We start from the raw sequence: 18,169 nt of genomic DNA on the forward strand, positions 1-18,169 counted from the left end.
AGAAACAGTCAAAACGGATCGGGGATCAATACCCGATCCGTTTTGCGATTTTGGTCAACAGCGTTGGCGCCACGGCCACGATGATCACGATCCGCACGAGGTGATGGATCGAGATATAGGCGACTTCTGCATTCATCGCCAAAGCCACCAAGGACATTTCGGTTAAGCCCCCCGGCGCATAGGCCAAAAGCACTTGTTCCACGGTTTGCCCAAACAAAGTGTGAAACAGCATGGCCACCGCCAGCGACAGCGCCATCATCAAAAGCGTGCCACCCAAAGTGAGCAACAGCGTTTGGGCCACAAGCCGCCCCCCAGCGCCCTTGAACCGCGCGCCCATGGACGAACCAAGGATCACCTGTGCTGCCACGATGATTAACGCCGGGGGCGAGGAATGGGTCAGCCCGGAAATATGCGCGGCCGCTGACAACAAGAGCGGCCCCAAAAGTCCGGGTGCAGGCAGGCGGAGTTTGCCGCCAATCCATGCGCCCAAAACCGCACAGCCGATCAGGATCAAGGCACTTAAAGCCGTCATCGACGTGGCCGGGCCCGAGGCCAAGGACACGCCACGGACCTCATAGCCCAGGATCACCCGAAACCACAGCGCGATGATCGAGATCGACACGACGATCCGCCCGGCATGGGCCAGAATGATCCGCTTTTCATCGCCGCCGAGCGCGCCGCCAATCACCGTCATCTCATTGAGGCCGCCGGGCATGGCGGAGAAAAACGCGGTGATCGGATCAAGCCGCCCGACCTTGATGTAAAACGGCACCACCAGCGCCGCAGCCATCGCCAGATAGATCGACAGCCCCGCCAAGGAGAGGCCCCAACGCGCCAGATGGTGAAAGGTCTCGGGGGTGAAACTTGACCCAAGCATCACCCCGATCACCGGGATCACGATCGGGCGCAAGGCGTTTGGCGCCTCAAGCGGCGCGCCCGCCATCACGCAGGTGAAAATCACCAACATCGGCCCAAGCATCCACGGCAAGGGCAAATGTGCCAGATAAAATCCGGTGCCGCCCGCGGCACCGAGGCACAGGGTCAGCACGATCAGCGCAAGACGCTTGGGGTCGGGGCGTGTGGGGGACAGGGGCTGGGGCAAGGTAACGACCTCGGCTCTTTCGGTTGGGGGCACCATACTGTGCTCAGGGCATGGAGCAAGGTAAGTTGCACGGTTTTTGCGCACATGGGTTCTGCGTGATCTGCGATTTTGGCGCTGAGGCGCGAAAAGAGGGGCAGGGGGGCTGTTACAAATCTTTTGCCGGAGCGTCACAAAGAGGTTTCAGACTCTGTGCTTTATCCCCGCAACGAGATGAGGGGATCAGAATGCTCGAAGTCAAAGGCCTGACAAAGCGGTTTGGGGGCAACCTCGCCGTGGACAACGTCAGCTTTCGCGTGGACCGCCCGATGATGATCGGGATCATTGGCCGTTCTGGTGCGGGCAAATCGACTTTTTTGCGGATGATGAACCGGCTGACCGAGGCGTCTGAGGGTGTTTTGGCCTTTGAGGGGCGCAATGTGTTGCCGCTCGCGGGGAAGGCCAAGCGTGAATGGCAATCGACCTGCGCGATGATTTTTCAACAGTTCAACCTTGTGCCGCGGATGGATGTGGTTTCGAACGTGCTGCATGGCACGTTGGGCCGCCGCTCGACCCTGGCGACGATGTTCAACCTCTATCCCGAGAGCGACATTCACCAAGCCATCGACATTCTCGACCGTCTGGGCATCGCCCAACATGCCGAGAAACGCGCCGAGGCGCTGTCTGGCGGACAACAACAACGGGTCGCGATTGCGCGCGCGTTGATGCAAGACCCGAAAGTGATCTTGGCTGATGAACCGATCGCCTCGCTCGATCCGATGAATGCCCAAACCGTGATGGAAGCACTTAGACGCATCCATGACGAGGACGGCCGCATGGTCATCGCCAACCTTCATACGCTCGACACCGCGCGGCGCTATTGCGACCGCATCATCGGGATGCGTGACGGGCGCGTCGTGTTTGACGGCACCCCCGCACAGCTCACAACCGGTGTGGCGCGCGACATTTATGGCGCGGGCGCGGATTTTTCCGAGGCCGCCACATCCACCGAAATTCGCGATCACCACGACATTGAAGCGGCCGAAATCCGCAATGCCGAAGTCGCGATCTAATCGCTTTCATCCCGGCGCGCCTCTTACCGAACCTTGGGCGGGCCATACAACCTGGAGAGACAGATGAAAAACCTGCTTGCTGCTGTTCTTGCGACCACCGCCTTTGTCGGCGCGGCGCATGCTCAAGAGATCAAAGAATTCAACATCGGCCTTTTGGGCGGCGAAAACGCCCAAGACCGTCTGAATTCCAACGAATGCCTGCGCGCCTATGCCGAAGAGGCCCTTGGCGTTCCGGTCAAACTTTTTGCCCCCGCCGATTATAACGGCGTGATGCAGGGCCTTTTGGGCGGCACAATCGATATGGCCTGGCTCGGCGCGTCCTCCTACGCGGGGATCTATGTGCAAGACCCAGAGGCTGTTGAGCCGGTTTTGGTGAAAATCAACCTTGATGGCTCCTATGGCTACCACTCCATTGGCTTTGCCCGCAAAGAGACTGGCATCACCTCGCTCGACGACATGGCTGGCAAGAGCTTTGGCTTTGGCGATCCGAACTCCACCTCCGGCTATCTGATCCCCTCCATCGAAATCCCGCAGTACAAAGACGGTATCACCATGGAGTCCGGCGACTATTTCGGTGAGGTTAAATTCACCGGTGGTCACGAACAGACCATCGTTGCCGTCAACAATGGCGATATCGACGCTGGCGTGACCTGGGCCGATGGCCAGGGCGCATGGGAAGACGGGTACAACTCCGGTGCCTTCCGCAAGGCCGTGGACGCGGGTCTTGTGGACATGAACGATTTCGTGGAAATCTGGCGCTCCAAACCGATCCCTGAGGGTCCGGTTGTGCTGCGCAAATCTTTGCCGGCTGATGTCAAAGCCACCATGACCGCGCTGGTCGAAAATATGATCAACACCGACGCCGATTGCACCTACGGCATGGCTGCGGGCGAAACCTTGGGCTTCCAGCCGATCACCCATGCCGCCTACGAATCCATCGTGGCCGCACGTCTGTCGCAAGCCAACTGAGATCATTTGATCTGACCAAGACCCCGCGCTTTGGTGCGGGGTCTTTTTACAAGGACCTCCCGACATGGCCGATCTCTCCGCTGCGCCCCTGGACGCGACGCGCGCTCATTATCTTGCGCTGACCCGTCAACGCCGTCTCTATGGCGGGATCATGCTTTTGGTCTTTGTCCTACTGATGGCCTCCGGCTTTGGCATTGCCAATGACCGCAATGCCGGCGGGTTTTTGCCCGGTCTGCCGCATATTCTCGATTTCCCCGCCGAGGTGATGTCCGAGGCCTGGACCAAACGCGCCAACCTGCCGGATCATTTGAAGAATGCCCTTCCGGCATTGGTTGAGACCATCAATATCGCGGCAGTTGCCACGCTGTTTGGTGCATTCTTTGCCATTCTCTTGTCGATGCTGGCGACGCGGGGCCTCGCGCCTTGGCCGCGTTTGATCCCGGTGTTTCGCCGGATCATGGACCTGATGCGCGCCGTGCCTGAGATTGTCATCGCGCTTGTATTGATTTTCGTCTTGGGCGGCGGGCCGGTGCCCGCGGCCATCGCGATTGCCTTTCACACCGTCGGGGCGCTGGGCAAGCTGTTCTCCGAGGTCAATGAAAACGCCGATCAAAAGCCGCTCGAAGGCCTCGCCTCTGTCGGGGCGATCTGGCCGCAGCGGATGCTTTTGGGGCTGATCCCGCAGGTTGCGCCGAACTGGTTTTCCTATGCGCTGCTGCGTTTTGAAATCAACATCCGCGCCTCCGCGATCCTCGGCTTTGTCGGCGCGGGTGGCATTGGCTACGAGCTTAAAAACGCGATTTCCTGGGGGCAGGGCAAGTTTGACGAGGCCGCTGCCGTGTTCATCCTGCTGTTCCTGACCATCGTGTTTTTCGACCAACTTTCGTCTTATGTGCGCAACCGCCTGACCTATGGATCTGACAAAGGAGCCGGCAAATGAGCTTTGTGTCCCCCTCTGATGATCCCAAACATATGCACAATCGCGCCGCCGCGATGATCGCCCGCAAACGGCTTTTGACCTTTGTCGCGCCGGTGTTGGTGTTGGGCTATTTCGTCTATATTTTCTTCGCCTTCGACATTATGGGACTGGCTGAACGCGCCCGCCTCGATAATGCGGTGACGCTTGTCTCGGACACATACAGCTACAAAACCGTGGTCGAGCGTAACAACCGGACCGGCACCATTGACGTCGCGGTCGAAGGCGAACGCAAAGGCACCTATGACGCCAGCAACTATCCCGGCTGGGTCACGGTCGGAGATGACGCCGCTGTGATCACCCTTGATGATGGCGGCACCATTGAGATTATCGGCGACATTGTCCGCTATGACGTGCCGGGGTTTGGCCTCATCGAGGCGACGCAAAACCGAACCGATGGCGTGACGCTCAATCTCGATACCACGGCTTTGCCGGACTGGATTTCCTATTCCAAAACCCGCGTGACCATAACCACCGACGCGGCGCGCCTGTCGCTGACCAAAGCGCGCACCGAGGTCTTTGTCTATGACTTCGGCTGGGAGTTGTTCTGGGTCACGTTGGACAGCCCCTATTCGGGTCATTCGTTGATGGAGGTCCTCACCGGGCCGCAACTCGACCCGACCCGACCGAACATCGCAGGCGCATGGCATGACTTTTGGAACAACGCCATTTGGCGGCATGGCGAGACCGCTTGGGCGCTGTTTGAAACCATCCTCATGGCCTTTCTCGGCACTTTTGGTGCGGCGATCATCGCGCTGCCTCTGGCCTTCATGGCGGCCAAAAATTTTGCGCCCTTTATCGCGGTGCGGCTGTTGGCCCGACGGTTGTTTGACTTTCTGCGCGGTGTTGATGGTTTGATCTGGACCATCCTTTTGTCCCGTGCCTTTGGCCCCGGACCGATGACCGGCGCTTTGGCGATGCTGTTCACCGACACCGGTTCTTTTGGCAAATTGTTCTCGGAAGCCTTGGAAAACGTCGACGGCAAACAAATCGAAGGCATCGCCTCCACAGGTGCGAAACCGCTGCAACGCTACCGCTTTGGCGTCCTGCCGCAAATCGTGCCCGTGCTCTTGTCGCAAGTGCTCTATTTCCTCGAATCGAACACCCGGTCCGCCACCATCATTGGTGCGATCACCGGCGGCGGTATCGGGCTTTTGCTGACCCAAGCCATGATCACCCAAAAGGATTGGGAAGAGGTCACCTATTACATCATTCTCATCGTCTTGATGGTGATGGGGATGGACACGATCTCAAGCTGGCTGCGGCGCAAATTGATCAAGGGCGACTGAGTATTTGATCTGCAAAGAAGACAGCACTTGCAGTCTTTATCGTGATCGAAATACTCCCGCCGGAGGCATCCGCGATTTCAACGAGGTAAATCATGCCAAAACTCAGTGCCACCGCCCCCTTTATCCATGACGGAGCCGAGGTGACCCGGTCGACCTTTGGTGCCTATTGCGAGGTTGGTAAAGGCGCGCGGGTCTTGAACTCCGAATTCATGGATTACGCCTATTGCGATCAATACGCGGACATCGCCAACACCACTTTGGGCAAATTTGCGAATATCGCTGCTTTCACCCGGATCGGCCCCACCGATCACCCCTATAAAAACGCATCCCTGCATCATTTCCTTTATCGCTCGTCTTACTATTGGGACGATGCCGAAGACGATCCGGCGTTCTTTGCCGCGCGCTCTGCCCGGCGCTCGATCATCGGCCACGACACATGGATCGGCCATGGCGCGATCATCAAACCCGAGGTAACCATCGGCAATGGCGCCATCGTGGCCTCGGGCGCGGTGGTGACCAAAAATGTCGCGCCCTATATGATTGTCGCGGGCGTGCCCGCCGTGCCGCTGCGGGCGCGCTACCCGGACGGGATTGCCGAACGGATGGAGGCTTTGGCCTGGTGGGACTGGAGCCATGCGGCGCTGAAGCGCGCGCTTGCCGATTTTCGCGCTCTGCCTGCCGAGGCGTTTCTTGAGAAATACGAATAGGCGGACGGGTAGGTGGACAGGCGGCGGGTCTATTCCGCCGCCATCCGCACATCCCGACCGGAGCGCGCCAAGCGTTCTCCGACCCGCCCCGACAGATAGGCGATGCGGCCGTTTGAGATTGTGGCTTCGATCTCGCGGGTCTCTTCATCCATGATCACGAAATCGGCGCGTTTGCCAAATTCAAGATTGCCGCGATCAGACAGGTTCATGATCTCGGCGGGTTTGGTGGAAATCATCGCCCAGGCGGCAGGCAGGGGCAACACCCCCTTGTCCACCAAGGCCCAAGCCGCCGCCGCCAAAGCCGGGTAATGATAATCCGAGACCAGCGCGTCACACAGGCCGCGTTCGATCAGGCGTTGGGCCGAGATGTTGCCCGACTGCGACCCGCCACGCGCCACATTGGGCGCGCCCATCAGAACCGGGTCATTCATCGCCTTGGCAGCAGCCGCCGCCTTTTCCGAGATCGGAAATTCGGCGACATGCGCGCCCAAAAGGCGGAATTCTTCGCGGGTTTCCGCGTCCGGGTCATCGTGGCTGCCATAGGTGACGCCCAGCACATCAAAGGCCTCGGCCAGCGCGCAAAGGTGACGCGGCACTTCGGATTTGCGATCCTTGGCCTCGCGCAAAACCTTGATGAATTCTTCCGAACTGCGCCCGCTGCGTTTGGCCCATGTGGCGAATTCCATCGGGTCTTTCTTGGCGACGTCAATCGCTTCGGGCAGGTGGTTGTTGAAAATCACGTAATCGACGCCAAACCGGCGGATCGCGGCCAAAAGCCGATCCCGACTGTCGACCATATGGGTTTCACAGCGGATTTGCAGGCGAATATCAATCAGGGCGGTTGGGGCAAAGGCCTGCAACACGCCGAGCAACTCCTCGGCATAGTCCGGCCCGCGCAATCCGCCTTCCCAGCTCCAACACTGGGCAAACCACGCCGTCGTGACCCCATGCGCCGCCGCATCGCGTGCGGCAGAGGAGAGGCCCGAGCGGATCGGGAAGGGCGCGCGCGGACGCGGCGCGATGTGGCGTTCAAACGCATCGCCATGCAAATCAATGATGCCCGGAAGAATCAGATAGCCCGACAGATCGACCTCGGGAAAGGCGCCGCGCGAAATCCGGCCCTGTTCGACACAGAGCGAACGGCGTTGCAATATGCCGTCACGAAGAAGGGTTGCGCCCGTAAAGCGCAGCGGGGGAAGGATCGCCATAACTCACACCTGCCACTTAAGACGTTTCTAATAATTCAGGAATAAATACAGAGGCTTTGTATCGCCTGCGTGACGTTTGGATCAGTCCGGTGTGACAGTTAGCGTCACCCGATCTCCGGCAAACCATGTCAGGCCACGCTCGACGGGGATGCCGTCGAGCGTGGAGTTCAGGCTGACGGTGTGCAACAGCGGGTCCCCTTCGCGCAGGCCCAAGTGCAGCGCCTGAGTGGTGGTGGTCCTTTCGGCACTGACGCGGGTTTCGACCCGTACATAATCTTCGATCCCAACGGCTTTGAGCCCCTCCGTCACCGAGGTGGTTTGGGTCAAATGGGTGTCGAGACCAGCGAGCCGGGTGATCGGGAAAATCGAAATGAAATGCGCGACGGACGTGTCGCCTGACAGGGATAAGCCTTCATAAATCAAAACGTTTTCTCCGGGGGAAAGTGCCAAAACACTGGCCTCAGTGGCATCACAGGGCCGGGTTTCAAGGCGCAACACCCGGCGGTTGGGCAACCGTCCCGTGGCGCGGATATTCTGGTGAAACCGCACCCGTTTGCCGAGCGGATAATCCACCGGTGCGCTTTGCACAAACACCCCCGCGCCACGCCTTGAACGCACGATGCCGCGCTCGCCCAGATCGGACAGGGCGTGACGCACCGTATGCCGATTGACGCCAAACCGGGCGGACAATTCCGCCTCGGTTGGCAATTTATCCCCCGGCTTATAATGCCCGCGCGCGATCTCTTCGCTCAGGGTTTCGGCGATGGATTTCCATACGGGCGTGCGGGGCATCGTGCGGGGCATGGGGGTCTCCGTCATAATAATTTCACGAATTAGGGCTTGCTGTATGGGCGCGGATCAGGGATGATTTGTCTAGTTGTATAGGATAACAGACAAATCCGCAAGGTGTCTAGATGAACAAAATGAACCCGACCCCCAGTCAAGATGAGGCGCCAGATTCCGCCGCACGAAAGGCTTGGATGAGTGTTTTGGCAAAGTCCAATCCCAAAGATTTGAATGCGGCAATCACGGCTTACGGTGCGCTTCCGGCGTTTGACTGGCTGCGTCGGCCGGAGATCGGCGGCGTGATGGTGCGCGGCCGTATGGGTGGCACGGGCACAGCGTTTAATCTGGGCGAAATGACTGCCACGCGCTGTTCGCTGCGCCTTGAAACGGGCGAGGTCGGCCACGCCTATGTGCAGGGCCGCGACACACGCCACGCCGAACAGGCGGCGATCGTGGATGCGATGATGCAGGGGGCAAACGCGTCCACTGTGCAGGAAACGATTGTGACGCCATTGGCAGATGGGCTTGCGTCAGAGCGCGTTAAGCGCGCCGAAAAAGCAGCCGCCACAAAGGTTGATTTCTTTACGATGGTGCGGGGAGAAGATTGATGGACATGCAAAGCCTCTCAGGTGGTTTCACCAACCCACCACAGGACTCGTCGCGCGCCTTTCGCGCTGCTCTTGAAACGCTGGCGCGGCCCGGAACGATCCATGACATTTCGGGCGCCAAGGCCCCAGCACCCGTATCCGAAGCGGCGGCAACCCTGATCCTGACGCTCTGTGACCCGGAGACACCGATCTATCTGGCTGGGGCGCATGACACGCAGGACATCCGAGATTGGGTCGCCTTTCACATCGGCGCGCCGATTGTGGGTCCAGAGCGCGCGATGTTTGCGCTTGGAATATGGGAGGCCCTTTCGCCGATCACAGCCTTCCCCATCGGCACCCCGGAATACCCGGATCGCTCAACCACGGTGATCGTGGAGATGGAGGCGCTGCGCCAGGACGGGATGCGCCTGAGCGGGCCGGGGATCAAAGACAGCGCCCTGTTGGCTCTGCCCGATCTTGCGCCGTTTCAAATGAATGCCGGGTTGTTCCCGCTGGGCCTTGATTTCTATTTCACCGCCGGAACCCGACTCGCGGGTCTGCCGCGCACGACCAGAGTGTCCGATCTGATGGAGGCGAACTGATGTATGTGGCTGTCAAAGGCGGCGAGCGGGCGATTGACAACGCCCATGCTTGGCTGGCCGAGGAGCGCCGGGGCGATCCCTCTGTTGCGGAACTGTCGGTGGCGCAAATTCGCGAACAATTGGCGCTGGCCGTCAACCGGGTGATGACCGAAGGCTCGCTCTATGATCCCGATCTCGCGGCCCTTGCGATCAAGCAAGCGCGCGGCGATCTGATTGAGGCGATTTTCCTCATTCGCGCCTATCGTACCACCTTGCCGCGCATCGGCCATTCGCGTCCGGTTGAGACCGAAACCATGCTGTGTGACCGCCGGATTTCCGCAACGTTCAAAGATGTGCCGGGCGGGCAGGTGCTTGGGCCGACCTTCGATTACACCCACCGTTTGCTGGATTTCAAACTGGCGGCGGATGGCGAAGCGATGGCGGCACAGATGGCCGCGCCGCGACTGGAGTCGACACCGCATGTGACCGAGTTTCTCAACAAAGAGGGGCTGATCCAGACCGAGGACCGTTCGGAGGACACGCCGCCGGATTTGACTCGCGAGCCGATGGAACTGCCCGCCAACCGCGCGCTGCGGCTTCAGGCATTGGCGCGGGGCGACGAGGGCTTTGTGCTTTCCATGGCCTATTCGACCCAGCGCGGCTACGGCAACAGTCACGCCTTTGTCGGTGAGTTGCGCATCGGCAAGGTCGCGGTGGAACTGGATATTCCCGAACTGGGGTTTGCCATTGAGATCGGCGAGGTCGAGTTGACCGAATGCGAAACGGTGAACAAATTCGCCGGCTCCAAGATCGAGCCGCCGCAGTTTACCCGCGGCTATGGCCTGACCTTTGGTCAAACCGAACGCAAAGCGATTTCCATGGCTCTGGTCGATCGTGCGCTGCGGTCCAAAGAGCTTGGCGTCGAGATGTCGAACTCTCCGGCACATGACGAAGAATTCGTCCTGTATCATTGTGACAACATTCAGGCGACCGGATTCTTGGAGCATATCAAATTACCACATTATGTGGATTTCCAATCCGAGATGGAATTGGTCCGCAAAATGCGTGCGGAAATCTTTGCAGCCCAGCATAAGGAGGCGGCAGAATGAGCGACTATAACTTCGCCTATTTGGATGAACAAACCAAACGGATGATCCGCCGCGCGATCCTTAAAGGCATTGCGATCCCCGGCTATCAGGTGCCGTTTGCCTCCCGCGAAATGCCGATGCCCTATGGTTGGGGCACCGGCGGGGTGCAGGTGACGGCGGCCTGTTTGACGCCGGAGGACACGTTGAAAGTCATCGACCAAGGCGCCGATGACACCACCAACGCTGTGTCCATCCGCAAGTTCTTTGAAAAGACTGCCGAGATTGCCGTGACCGAAAAAACCGGCGATGCGACGGTGATCCAGACCCGCCACCGCATCCCGGAGGAGCCTTTGGGCGAGGGGCAGATTTTGGTCTATCAAGTGCCGATCCCAGAGCCGTTGCGGTTCTTGGAGCCGCGTGAGACCGAGACGCGCAAAATGCACGCGCTTGAGGAATACGGCCTGATGCATGTGAAGCTCTACGAAGACATCGCGCGCCACGGTCATATCGCCACCTCCTATGCCTATCCGGTCAAGGTTGAGGGGCGCTATGTGATGGATCCGTCGCCGATCCCGAAATTCGACAATCCGAAAATGGACATGGCGGCGATCCAACTGTTTGGCGCGGGTCGCGAACAACGCATCTACGCGGTGCCGCCCTATACCAAAGTCGTCTCGCTCGATTTCGAAGATCACCCGTTTGACCCCTCCAAAGCCGATCACCCCTGTGATCTCTGCGGTGCGGAACACACGTATTTGGACGAGGTGATCATTGATGATGACGGCGGGCGGATGTTTGTCTGCTCCGACACTGATTATTGCGCCGGACGGCAGGCCAAGGGCCACCGTGGGCGCCTCAGCCCGACCGAGGAGGCCGCCCAATGAGCGCACAAATCACCCCGCCTTTGCCCATCCCGCTTTTGTCTGTCAAAGACATCCACAAAACCTACGGCGGGCGGATCGGGTGTACCGATGTGTCGTTTGATCTTTATCCCGGCGAAGTCATGGGAATCGTGGGCGAATCCGGCTCCGGCAAATCGACGCTGTTGAATTGTCTCGCGGGCCATATTCCGACCGACAGCGGGCGGGTCCTGTTTGACACCCGTGATCGCGGCTTGATTGACACGTTGACCATGTCCGAACCCGAACGCCGGATGCTGGCGCGTACCGATTGGGCCTTTGTCCACCAACACGCCCGTGATGGCTTGCGCATGTCCGTGTCCGCAGGCGGCAATGTTGGCGAGCGGTTGATGGCCGTCGGTGCGCGCCATTATGGCGATATTCGGGCGCAGGCGGTGGATTGGCTTGGCCGGGTCGAAATCGACGAGGATCGGATGGATGATCGCCCCACGGCCTTTTCCGGTGGGATGCAGCAGCGGTTGCAAATCGCCCGCAATCTGGTCACCGGCCCGCGCCTTGTGTTCATGGACGAACCCACGGGCGGCTTGGATGTCTCCGTTCAGGCGCGGCTTTTGGATTTGTTGCGCGGATTGGTGCGCGAAATGGGCCTGTCTGCGATTATCGTCACCCATGACCTTGCGGTAGTGCGGCTTTTGGCCGACCGTCTGATGGTGATGAAATCAGGACATGTGGTGGAAACCGGGCTGACGGATCAGGTTTTGGATGATCCGCAACACGCCTACACGCAACTGCTCGTGTCCTCCGTGCTTCAGGTTTGACACCATGCTTTATGCCTACCGCCTTGTGACCTCTGGATTGGAACTGATGCCGATTGAAAGCGACCTCAAAGAGGCGCTTTGGATCGACCTTCTGAACCCATTACAGACGCAGGTGGAAGCGCTGGCGGCTCTCGGTGTGACTGTGCCGACGCTGGCGGATATGGAGGAAATCGAGGTCTCCAATCGGCTCTACCGCGAAGGCGATACCGAAGTGTTGACCGTGGTTTTGCCGGGGCTCAACAAGATGAAGGAGCCGAGCTTTGGCCCGGTGGCCTTTTTGATCACGCCGGAGCGTTTGGTCACTGTGCGCTATCACACACCGCGGCCGTTTGAAACCTTTGCGGCCCACGCGGGCCAATCAAGCGCGGGCTGTTCCGGGCGTCGGCGGGTGTTTTTGGGACTGGTCGAAGAGATCGTGGCGCGTCTGGCCGATTTGCTCGAAGGCGTTGGCAAAGCCTTGGATGCGCAATCCCATATCGCGTTTCGCGACCCGCCGCCGCGTGGGGATGAACTGGCCTCGGCACTGCGGATTTTGGGGCGGCAAAGCGAACAGGTGGCCAAATACCGACATGCGCTTTTGACGGTTGAGAGGGCGCTGTCGAGTTTTGGCCTTGGGTTGGATGAGCGCGGCGACAAGGCGCAGCGCGAGATTTTGAAAGCTTTGGTGCGCGATTGTCAGGCGCTTGCGGTGCATGGCGATTTCTTGTCGGCGCGGGTGTCGCAACTGACCGATGTGAACTTTGGATTGATCAATCTGGAGCAAAGCAACACCAGCCGCATTTTCTCTGTGGTGGCGGTGTTGTTCATGCCGCCCACCTTGGTCGCCTCCGTCTATGGCATGAACTTCCCGAACTTGCCGGGGATTGAAAACCCCTACGGCTATCACATCGCGACAGTGCTGATGCTCGGCTCGGGGCTTGGCACTTATCTTTTATGCAAATGGAAAAAATGGCTGTAATCCTATGATCCATCTCGAAAATGTTTCCAAATCTTTTACGCTGCACAATCAAGGCGCGGCGGTGATCCCGGTGATGGCGGGGGCGACCTTTGATGTGGCCCCCGGAGAATGCGTGGCGCTGATCGGTAATTCAGGCGCGGGGAAATCCACGCTGATGCGGATGATTTACGGCAATTATCTTAGCCAATCCGGGCGGATCATGGTGGGCGATGTCGATGTCGCAACCGCCGAGCCGCGCGAAATCATCGCGCTCAGACGCGCCACCTTAGGCTATGTCTCGCAATTCCTGCGCGTTGTGCCCCGCGTGCCGACGGTTGAGGTTGTGGCCGAACCGTTGCTTTCGGTTGGCACACCGAAAGAGGTGGCTTTTGCCCGCGCGCGTGATCTTTTGGCCCGGCTCAACATTCCCGAAACGCTCTGGTCGCTGTCGCCCACGACGTTTTCGGGCGGCGAACAACAGCGCGTCAACATCGCGCGCGGCTTTGCCCATACCTATCCGGCGATGTTGCTGGATGAACCGACCGCCTCGCTCGATGCGACCAACCGCGAAACCGTTTTGACCCTGATCGAAGAGGCCAAGGCGCGCGGTGTCGCGATCATCGGGATTTTCCACGATGCGCCCGCGCGCGCACGGGTGGCGGATCGCGAGATTGATGTCTCCGATTTCACCCCCGCGAAGGAGGTCTGAGATGGTCGGTCGCCTTCATGCCGTGGTCGGGCCCTCTGGGGCGGGCAAAGACACGTTGATTGACGCGGCGCGCGCGGTGCGGCGCGATCTGGCGGTGGCACGTCGGGTGATCACCCGGCCTAGTGCCGCAGGCGGCGAGGATTTCGAAGGTGTCAGCGTCGAGGAATTTGACCGCCGTCTGGCGGCCGGAGAGTTCGCGCTGCATTGGGAGGCGCATGGGTTGAAATACGGCGTTCCGATCGAGATTGAGACGGCGCTCAATGAAGGCCGCGACGTGCTGTTCAACGGCTCGCGCGCGATCTTGCCCGAGGCCTATGCGCTTTATCCCAACATGGGTGTTTTGCTGATCACCGCATCTCCCGAGGTGCTGGCCGACCGTTTGGCGTCACGCGGGCGAGAAACCCGCGCCGAAATTGAAAAACGGCTGGCCCGCGCCGAATATGACATTGCGCCGGGCTTGCCCGTGCGCCGCGTCAACAATGATGGCGCCCTCGACGAGGCGGTCGCGGCCTTTCTTGCCGCCCTTCAGCCCGAAAGAGTGTAACGGTGGACCAGATGAAACCGACCATCATCTGCCTCGCCAAACAAGCACAGGTCACGGATGACAAAGGGCGTGGGCAGCAGCGGGGCAAGGATCGGGGCGAGGGCGTCCTTGGTGGCGACGGCCTCCTCTTTGGTCAGTTTGCCGGACAGGGTGAGGTGGAATTTGAACTCCTCCATCACATAGGGATAGCCCCACTTGGCCAACAAGGCCTCTTGCCGGGGCGTCAGGCCCGCCGCGCGGCGGCGCGCCAATTCGGCCTCGCCAGCGGGCGCGCGGTGGGCATCCAAGGCGCTCACGACTTCCCCCGCCAGACGTTCCAAAGGTGCGAGATCGCCCGTGGGGGTCAGAGCCAGAAACCGACCTATTTGGCTCAGACGCAGCCCATCCAAAACGACCGGTGCGTGGGTGCGGCCAAAGGCTTCGAGATCGGCAATGAGCGCCTCCAGCGGCCCAGAGAGGCGAAATGGCGGCTTCAACGTGCCGTGAAACCCGTATTTGCGCGGGGCCTCGGTGATCTGTGCCACGGGGCAAGGCAGGCCGGGCAGATCCGGGTGTGCAACGACCACACCCAAAACCGGGTCCCAGCCCAACCAAGCCGCGGCGAAATCCGCCAAGGCCCCCGGTTCGGGGGCGTAATAGATCGCGTATCTTTTAAACTTTTCCATGGCGCAGTCCTTAGCCCTCTTGTGTCACACCTCTGTGACATTGATCGGGCAAACCCTGCGTCTCTCAACAGGACGACACGATGACTGATTTTACGCTGACCAATGCCCGAATTGTACTTGAGACCGAGGTTATCCAAGGCACTCTACGCGTGGAAGGGGGCAAAATCGCCGATGTGAGCACGGGCGGCAGTTCTGTACCCGGCGCCGTTGATGTGGCAGGGGATTTGATCATTCCGGGGCTGATCGAGTTGCATACCGACAACCTAGAACGCCACATCGAACCGCGTCCCAAAGTCGATTGGCCGCATAAGGCGGCGATCATCGCCCATGACGCCGAACTGGCCTCGGTTGGTATCACCACGGTGTTTGATGCAATGCGGGTGGGCTCCATCATTCGGGCCGGGGATGCGGGGGGCTATGCCAAATACGCACGCTCCCTGTCACGTGAACTGATGATGCTGCGCAATCAGAACGCTTTGAAAATCAGCCACTTCCTGCATCTACGTGCCGAGGTGTGTTCGGAAACGCTTGAGGCGGAAATGGCCGAGTTCGGCCCCGAGGATCGCATCGGTCTTGTGTCTTTGATGGACCACACACCGGGGCAACGGCAGTTTCGCGACATTTCCAAACTCAAAGACTATGTGCAGAAAAAACGCGGCATGTCCGATACGCAATTCGAAGAGCATGTCAGCCATCTTTTGGAGCTGCGCGACACCTATGGCGCGCGTCACGAAGAGGTCGCCGTGGCCGAGGCAAACCGATACGGTGCGGTTTTGGCCTCGCATGACGACACCACAGCGGATCATGTTGAGGTGTCGCGCCAGCATGGCGTGCGGGTGGCAGAATTTCCGACCACGGTGGAGGCCGCACAGGCCTGTAAATTGCACGGTATCGCGGTGATGATGGGCGCGCCGAACCTCATTCGCGGCGGCTCGCATTCCGGCAATGTCGCCGCCCATGATCTGGCCGAGCGCGGGCTGTTGGATGTGGTGTCCTCGGACTATGTGCCCTCGGCGCTGATGTCCTCGGCCATTCTTTTGGCGGATCTGTGGGACGACATCCCGCGCGCGATTGCCACCGTGACAACGAATCCGGCAAATGCCGTGGGTCTGATGGATCGTGGCCGCATCGCGGAGGGGCTTCACGCCGATCTGGTCCGTATCGCGCGGATCGAAGGCACCCCGGTCATTCGCGGCGTCTGGTCGCATGGGCGTCAGGTGGGGTAACATCGCCCCGGGTCTGGGGCGTGACCAAATATGCCACCTGAAAGGAATGTTTAGCAGGGCATGTGGCAATCCCCGCAGCGTTTGCGCCCGGATTTTCTCTTATGGACTTGTCACGTTTATCTGTCGCCCCAAGTGCTCGTTTAAGCCACCTTCCGTTCGAAAGCGACGGGGCCTTTCCAGCCCAATGCTGAGTGCCGTCAGCGCGGATTGTAGAAGCCGTTGATGTATTCAAAGATGGTGATCTCGGCCGGTCTGCGGCTGCGCAAATGCCCGCTTATCCGATTCCGGCGACTGGCAGCGGCGTCGCATTGTTTCTAAGGTGTGTCTCAACACGAACGGGACGGGTAGATCACCGGATAATGAGATGAACGGAACGGTGGCGCTGAGAGGCAAGAAGAAGATGTGGATGCTGAGGCAGGTGTCAAACGACCTTGGGACAGGTGGCGTTCGAATCATCTCGGGCGTAGCTTGTCTGCTCCAATGCGTTTTTGCTTTGCAAGCACATGCCGGTGAATGGGATGAAGCCGCCTGGGATTGGCGCGCCGGTGACCTCATTTTCCGATCCGGTATCGACCCGATGGATGATCTCATTGCTCAGGCTTCTGAGGCTGAATTCGGATCGGTGGCGATTGTTCGGGCAGGGAGCGGCGGGCCGCATGTCGTCTATGTCGATCCGCTGCGCGGTGTGACTGAAACGATGCTGGACGACTTCATCGCGGACCTCGGAGAAGAGAACTATGCCGCCTATCGCGTCAAGGACATGGCCGATTGGGGCCAAGGCGACAGCCCGATTTCTTACAACGCGCTTCTCGTGGCATATGGCCATGATGCAGATCGTTTTCGTCTCCTTGGGGGTGATGCGTATTATGGCGCAGAGATGGTATTTTTGGCGGCTCTTGGCGCAGGTGTCGCGCTTGGCGCTTCTACAAAACGTGCCGAACTCGCGAAGAACAGTCCGGATCTCAAGGAGGCTTTTTTGGCCGATTGGCAGGAAAACCCCTACTGCACCTATGTCACCACCCGAAAGGAATGCTGGAGCGCCATTCGCGGGACCGCGGTCTTGACATCTGGGGCGATCCAGAGTGATCCGGGGCTCGAAAAAGTCTACCCCTTGCCTGATTAGGGCCTGATTAGGTCCTCGTTCCGACAGTCGCCTAGATGGAGATCCCCCTTGAGACGCAGAGAATTCGTATTGGGAACCGCCGCATTGTCATTTTCGGGCAGCCATGCAACGGCAAGGCCGGACGCCGACAGCTATATGGACCGCATGGAACGTGAGTTGTCCGCGCGCATTGGAGTCTATGTCAAAAACCTCGGGACAGGGCAGGCCTATCAGCGTCGCGCAGGTGAACGTTTTGCGATGTGCTCAACATTCAAAGCCTCCTTGGCTGCCCTGTGTCTTTGGCGGTCGGACCATGGGGAACTTGATCTGAACGAAGCTCTGGCTTTCAACGGCATGAGTTTTCTGCCGACATCCCCCGTCACCAAAGACCACGCCAGTGCTGGCAAGATGGACATTCGATCCCTGTGCAAAGCGGCGGTTGAATTCAGTGACAATACGGCGGCAAATCTGTTGCTTGCGCGCGTCGGCGGCCCCAAGGCGGTGACCGCATTTTTCCGCGAAATGGGCGATGACATAAGCCGGTTGGATCGTATTGAACTGGCGCTCAACTCTAACATTCCCGGGGACGAGCGGGACACCACGACGCCTCTGGCCATGGCCCACAACCTCCAACAGATGACAATGCCCTCAGGCGTCCTGTCCGTTGCTTCCACCGACCTTCTCACCAAATGGATGCGCAATGAACAAAACGCGAAAAATCGGATACGCGCCGCTGTATCGAGCGACTGGGTGGTCGCCAACAAGCCAGGGACAACACCGAATGGTGCCGCGAATGACATAGCCGCGCTTTGGTCTCCGGGAGGTGACGCGCTTGTCATGGCCATCTACATCGACACTGAAAAAGGCAACACGCGCGCCGCTGTCGCCGCCATACGCGATATTTCCGCATCAGCACTAGGCATGGTGTCGTGACAGCCAGAGCCGACCACTCAGCTTGTTGTCACC

At 59.4% G+C, this 18,169-nt stretch carries 20 protein-coding genes and 1 pseudogene; 16 read left to right on the plus strand and 5 right to left on the minus strand.

Annotated elements, in window-relative coordinates:
* Positions 1 to 25: 25 nt before the first annotated feature.
* Positions 26 to 1,102 carry an AbrB family transcriptional regulator gene (locus B30_RS11480; protein WP_232616919.1) on the minus strand — a complete coding sequence of 359 codons (1,077 nt, stop codon included), beginning with the start codon at positions 1,100 to 1,102 and terminating at the stop codon, positions 26 to 28.
* Between the two features lie 224 nt (positions 1,103 to 1,326).
* On the opposite strand from B30_RS11480, the gene phnC reads away from it, so the two are divergent.
* The 5 genes from phnC to B30_RS11505 all read left to right on the plus strand — a co-directional run bounded on the left by phnC (position 1,327) and on the right by B30_RS11505 (position 6,092).
* Positions 1,327 to 2,151 (plus strand): phosphonate ABC transporter ATP-binding protein, encoded by an 825-nt coding sequence (gene phnC / locus B30_RS11485; RefSeq protein WP_009572240.1) that lies wholly within the window; start codon positions 1,327 to 1,329, stop codon positions 2,149 to 2,151.
* Positions 2,152 to 2,214: 63 nt separating this feature from the next.
* The gene (phnD, locus tag B30_RS11490) at positions 2,215 to 3,120 is read left to right on the plus strand and encodes a phosphonate ABC transporter substrate-binding protein (protein ID WP_009572241.1); all 906 of its coding nucleotides are present in this window, start codon (positions 2,215 to 2,217) and stop codon (positions 3,118 to 3,120) included.
* A gap of 64 nt (positions 3,121 to 3,184) precedes the next feature.
* Complete coding sequence (phnE, locus tag B30_RS11495; RefSeq protein WP_009572242.1) at positions 3,185 to 4,060, plus strand: phosphonate ABC transporter, permease protein PhnE; 876 nt, start codon at positions 3,185 to 3,187, stop codon at positions 4,058 to 4,060.
* On the plus strand, positions 4,057 to 5,385 hold the full coding sequence (gene phnE / locus B30_RS11500) for a phosphonate ABC transporter, permease protein PhnE (protein WP_009572243.1): 1,329 nt from the start codon (positions 4,057 to 4,059) through the stop codon (positions 5,383 to 5,385). Before phnE (B30_RS11495) ends, phnE (B30_RS11500) begins: the two co-directional genes overlap by 4 nt.
* 92 nt (positions 5,386 to 5,477) lie before the next feature.
* Positions 5,478 to 6,092 (plus strand): chloramphenicol acetyltransferase, encoded by a 615-nt coding sequence (locus tag B30_RS11505; RefSeq protein WP_009572244.1) that lies wholly within the window; start codon positions 5,478 to 5,480, stop codon positions 6,090 to 6,092.
* 29 nt (positions 6,093 to 6,121) lie between these two features.
* On the opposite strand, the gene B30_RS11510 is transcribed toward B30_RS11505, so the two are convergent.
* Complete coding sequence (locus B30_RS11510; RefSeq protein ID WP_009572245.1) at positions 6,122 to 7,300, minus strand: alpha-D-ribose 1-methylphosphonate 5-triphosphate diphosphatase; 1,179 nt, start codon at positions 7,298 to 7,300, stop codon at positions 6,122 to 6,124.
* 81 nt (positions 7,301 to 7,381) lie between these two features.
* Positions 7,382 to 8,104, minus strand: a complete 723-nt coding sequence (gene phnF, locus B30_RS11515) for a phosphonate metabolism transcriptional regulator PhnF (protein WP_009572246.1) — start codon at positions 8,102 to 8,104, stop codon at positions 7,382 to 7,384.
* A gap of 110 nt (positions 8,105 to 8,214) precedes the next feature.
* On the opposite strand from phnF, the gene phnG reads away from it, so the two are divergent.
* Genes phnG through phnN form a run of 8 tightly spaced genes read left to right on the plus strand, consistent with a single transcriptional unit; the run spans position 8,215 to position 14,210 of the window.
* Positions 8,215 to 8,694, plus strand: a complete 480-nt coding sequence (gene phnG / locus B30_RS11520; RefSeq protein ID WP_009572247.1) for a phosphonate C-P lyase system protein PhnG — start codon at positions 8,215 to 8,217, stop codon at positions 8,692 to 8,694.
* Positions 8,694 to 9,275: a phosphonate C-P lyase system protein PhnH gene (phnH, locus tag B30_RS11525; protein WP_009572248.1), complete on the plus strand. Its 582-nt coding sequence runs from the start codon at positions 8,694 to 8,696 to the stop codon at positions 9,273 to 9,275. Before phnG ends, phnH begins: the two co-directional genes overlap by 1 nt.
* Positions 9,275 to 10,363: a carbon-phosphorus lyase complex subunit PhnI gene (locus B30_RS11530; RefSeq protein WP_009572249.1), complete on the plus strand. Its 1,089-nt coding sequence runs from the start codon at positions 9,275 to 9,277 to the stop codon at positions 10,361 to 10,363. Before phnH ends, B30_RS11530 begins: the two co-directional genes overlap by 1 nt.
* Positions 10,360 to 11,226, plus strand: a complete 867-nt coding sequence (locus B30_RS11535; RefSeq protein ID WP_009572250.1) for an alpha-D-ribose 1-methylphosphonate 5-phosphate C-P-lyase PhnJ — start codon at positions 10,360 to 10,362, stop codon at positions 11,224 to 11,226. The genes B30_RS11530 and B30_RS11535 overlap by 4 nt, the downstream gene beginning before the upstream one ends.
* The gene (gene phnK, locus B30_RS11540; RefSeq protein ID WP_009572251.1) at positions 11,223 to 12,020 is read left to right on the plus strand and encodes a phosphonate C-P lyase system protein PhnK; all 798 of its coding nucleotides are present in this window, start codon (positions 11,223 to 11,225) and stop codon (positions 12,018 to 12,020) included. Before B30_RS11535 ends, phnK begins: the two co-directional genes overlap by 4 nt.
* A gap of 4 nt (positions 12,021 to 12,024) precedes the next feature.
* A complete protein-coding gene (locus B30_RS11545; RefSeq protein WP_009572252.1) occupies positions 12,025 to 12,978 on the plus strand; it encodes a magnesium transporter CorA family protein in 954 nt (317 codons plus the stop codon).
* A 4-nt stretch (positions 12,979 to 12,982) separates the two neighbouring features.
* The gene (gene phnL / locus B30_RS11550) at positions 12,983 to 13,666 is read left to right on the plus strand and encodes a phosphonate C-P lyase system protein PhnL (protein ID WP_009572253.1); all 684 of its coding nucleotides are present in this window, start codon (positions 12,983 to 12,985) and stop codon (positions 13,664 to 13,666) included.
* A gap of 1 nt (position 13,667) precedes the next feature.
* Positions 13,668 to 14,210, plus strand: a complete 543-nt coding sequence (phnN, locus tag B30_RS11555) for a phosphonate metabolism protein/1,5-bisphosphokinase (PRPP-forming) PhnN (RefSeq protein WP_009572254.1) — start codon at positions 13,668 to 13,670, stop codon at positions 14,208 to 14,210.
* Here the strand turns inward: phnN and B30_RS11560 are convergent.
* Entirely contained in the window at positions 14,192 to 14,875 is a 684-nt protein-coding gene (locus B30_RS11560) for a DUF1045 domain-containing protein (protein WP_009572255.1), read from the minus strand. The genes phnN and B30_RS11560 overlap by 19 nt on opposite strands.
* Before the next feature lie 80 nt (positions 14,876 to 14,955).
* Here B30_RS11560 and B30_RS11565 point away from each other — a divergent pair, with 80 nt between their 5' ends.
* Positions 14,956 to 16,101, plus strand: coding sequence for an alpha-D-ribose 1-methylphosphonate 5-triphosphate diphosphatase (locus B30_RS11565; protein ID WP_009572256.1), 1,146 nt, complete (start codon positions 14,956 to 14,958; stop codon positions 16,099 to 16,101).
* 140 nt (positions 16,102 to 16,241) lie between these two features.
* On the opposite strand, the pseudogene B30_RS22755 reads toward B30_RS11565, so the two are convergent.
* Positions 16,242 to 16,361, minus strand: a pseudogene (locus B30_RS22755) (IS3 family transposase); the annotation flags it as partial.
* Positions 16,362 to 16,594: 233 nt separating this feature from the next.
* Here B30_RS22755 and B30_RS21415 point away from each other — a divergent pair.
* A complete protein-coding gene (locus B30_RS21415) occupies positions 16,595 to 17,224 on the plus strand; it encodes a hypothetical protein (protein WP_157789809.1) in 630 nt (209 codons plus the stop codon).
* Between the two features lie 48 nt (positions 17,225 to 17,272).
* On the plus strand, positions 17,273 to 18,136 hold the full coding sequence (gene bla / locus B30_RS11575; protein WP_152002022.1) for a class A beta-lactamase: 864 nt from the start codon (positions 17,273 to 17,275) through the stop codon (positions 18,134 to 18,136).
* Positions 18,137 to 18,169 lie beyond the last annotated feature (33 nt).

Source organism: Celeribacter baekdonensis B30, assembly GCF_000299875.1.
Classification (GTDB): Bacteria; Pseudomonadota; Alphaproteobacteria; order Rhodobacterales; family Rhodobacteraceae; genus Celeribacter; species Celeribacter baekdonensis_A.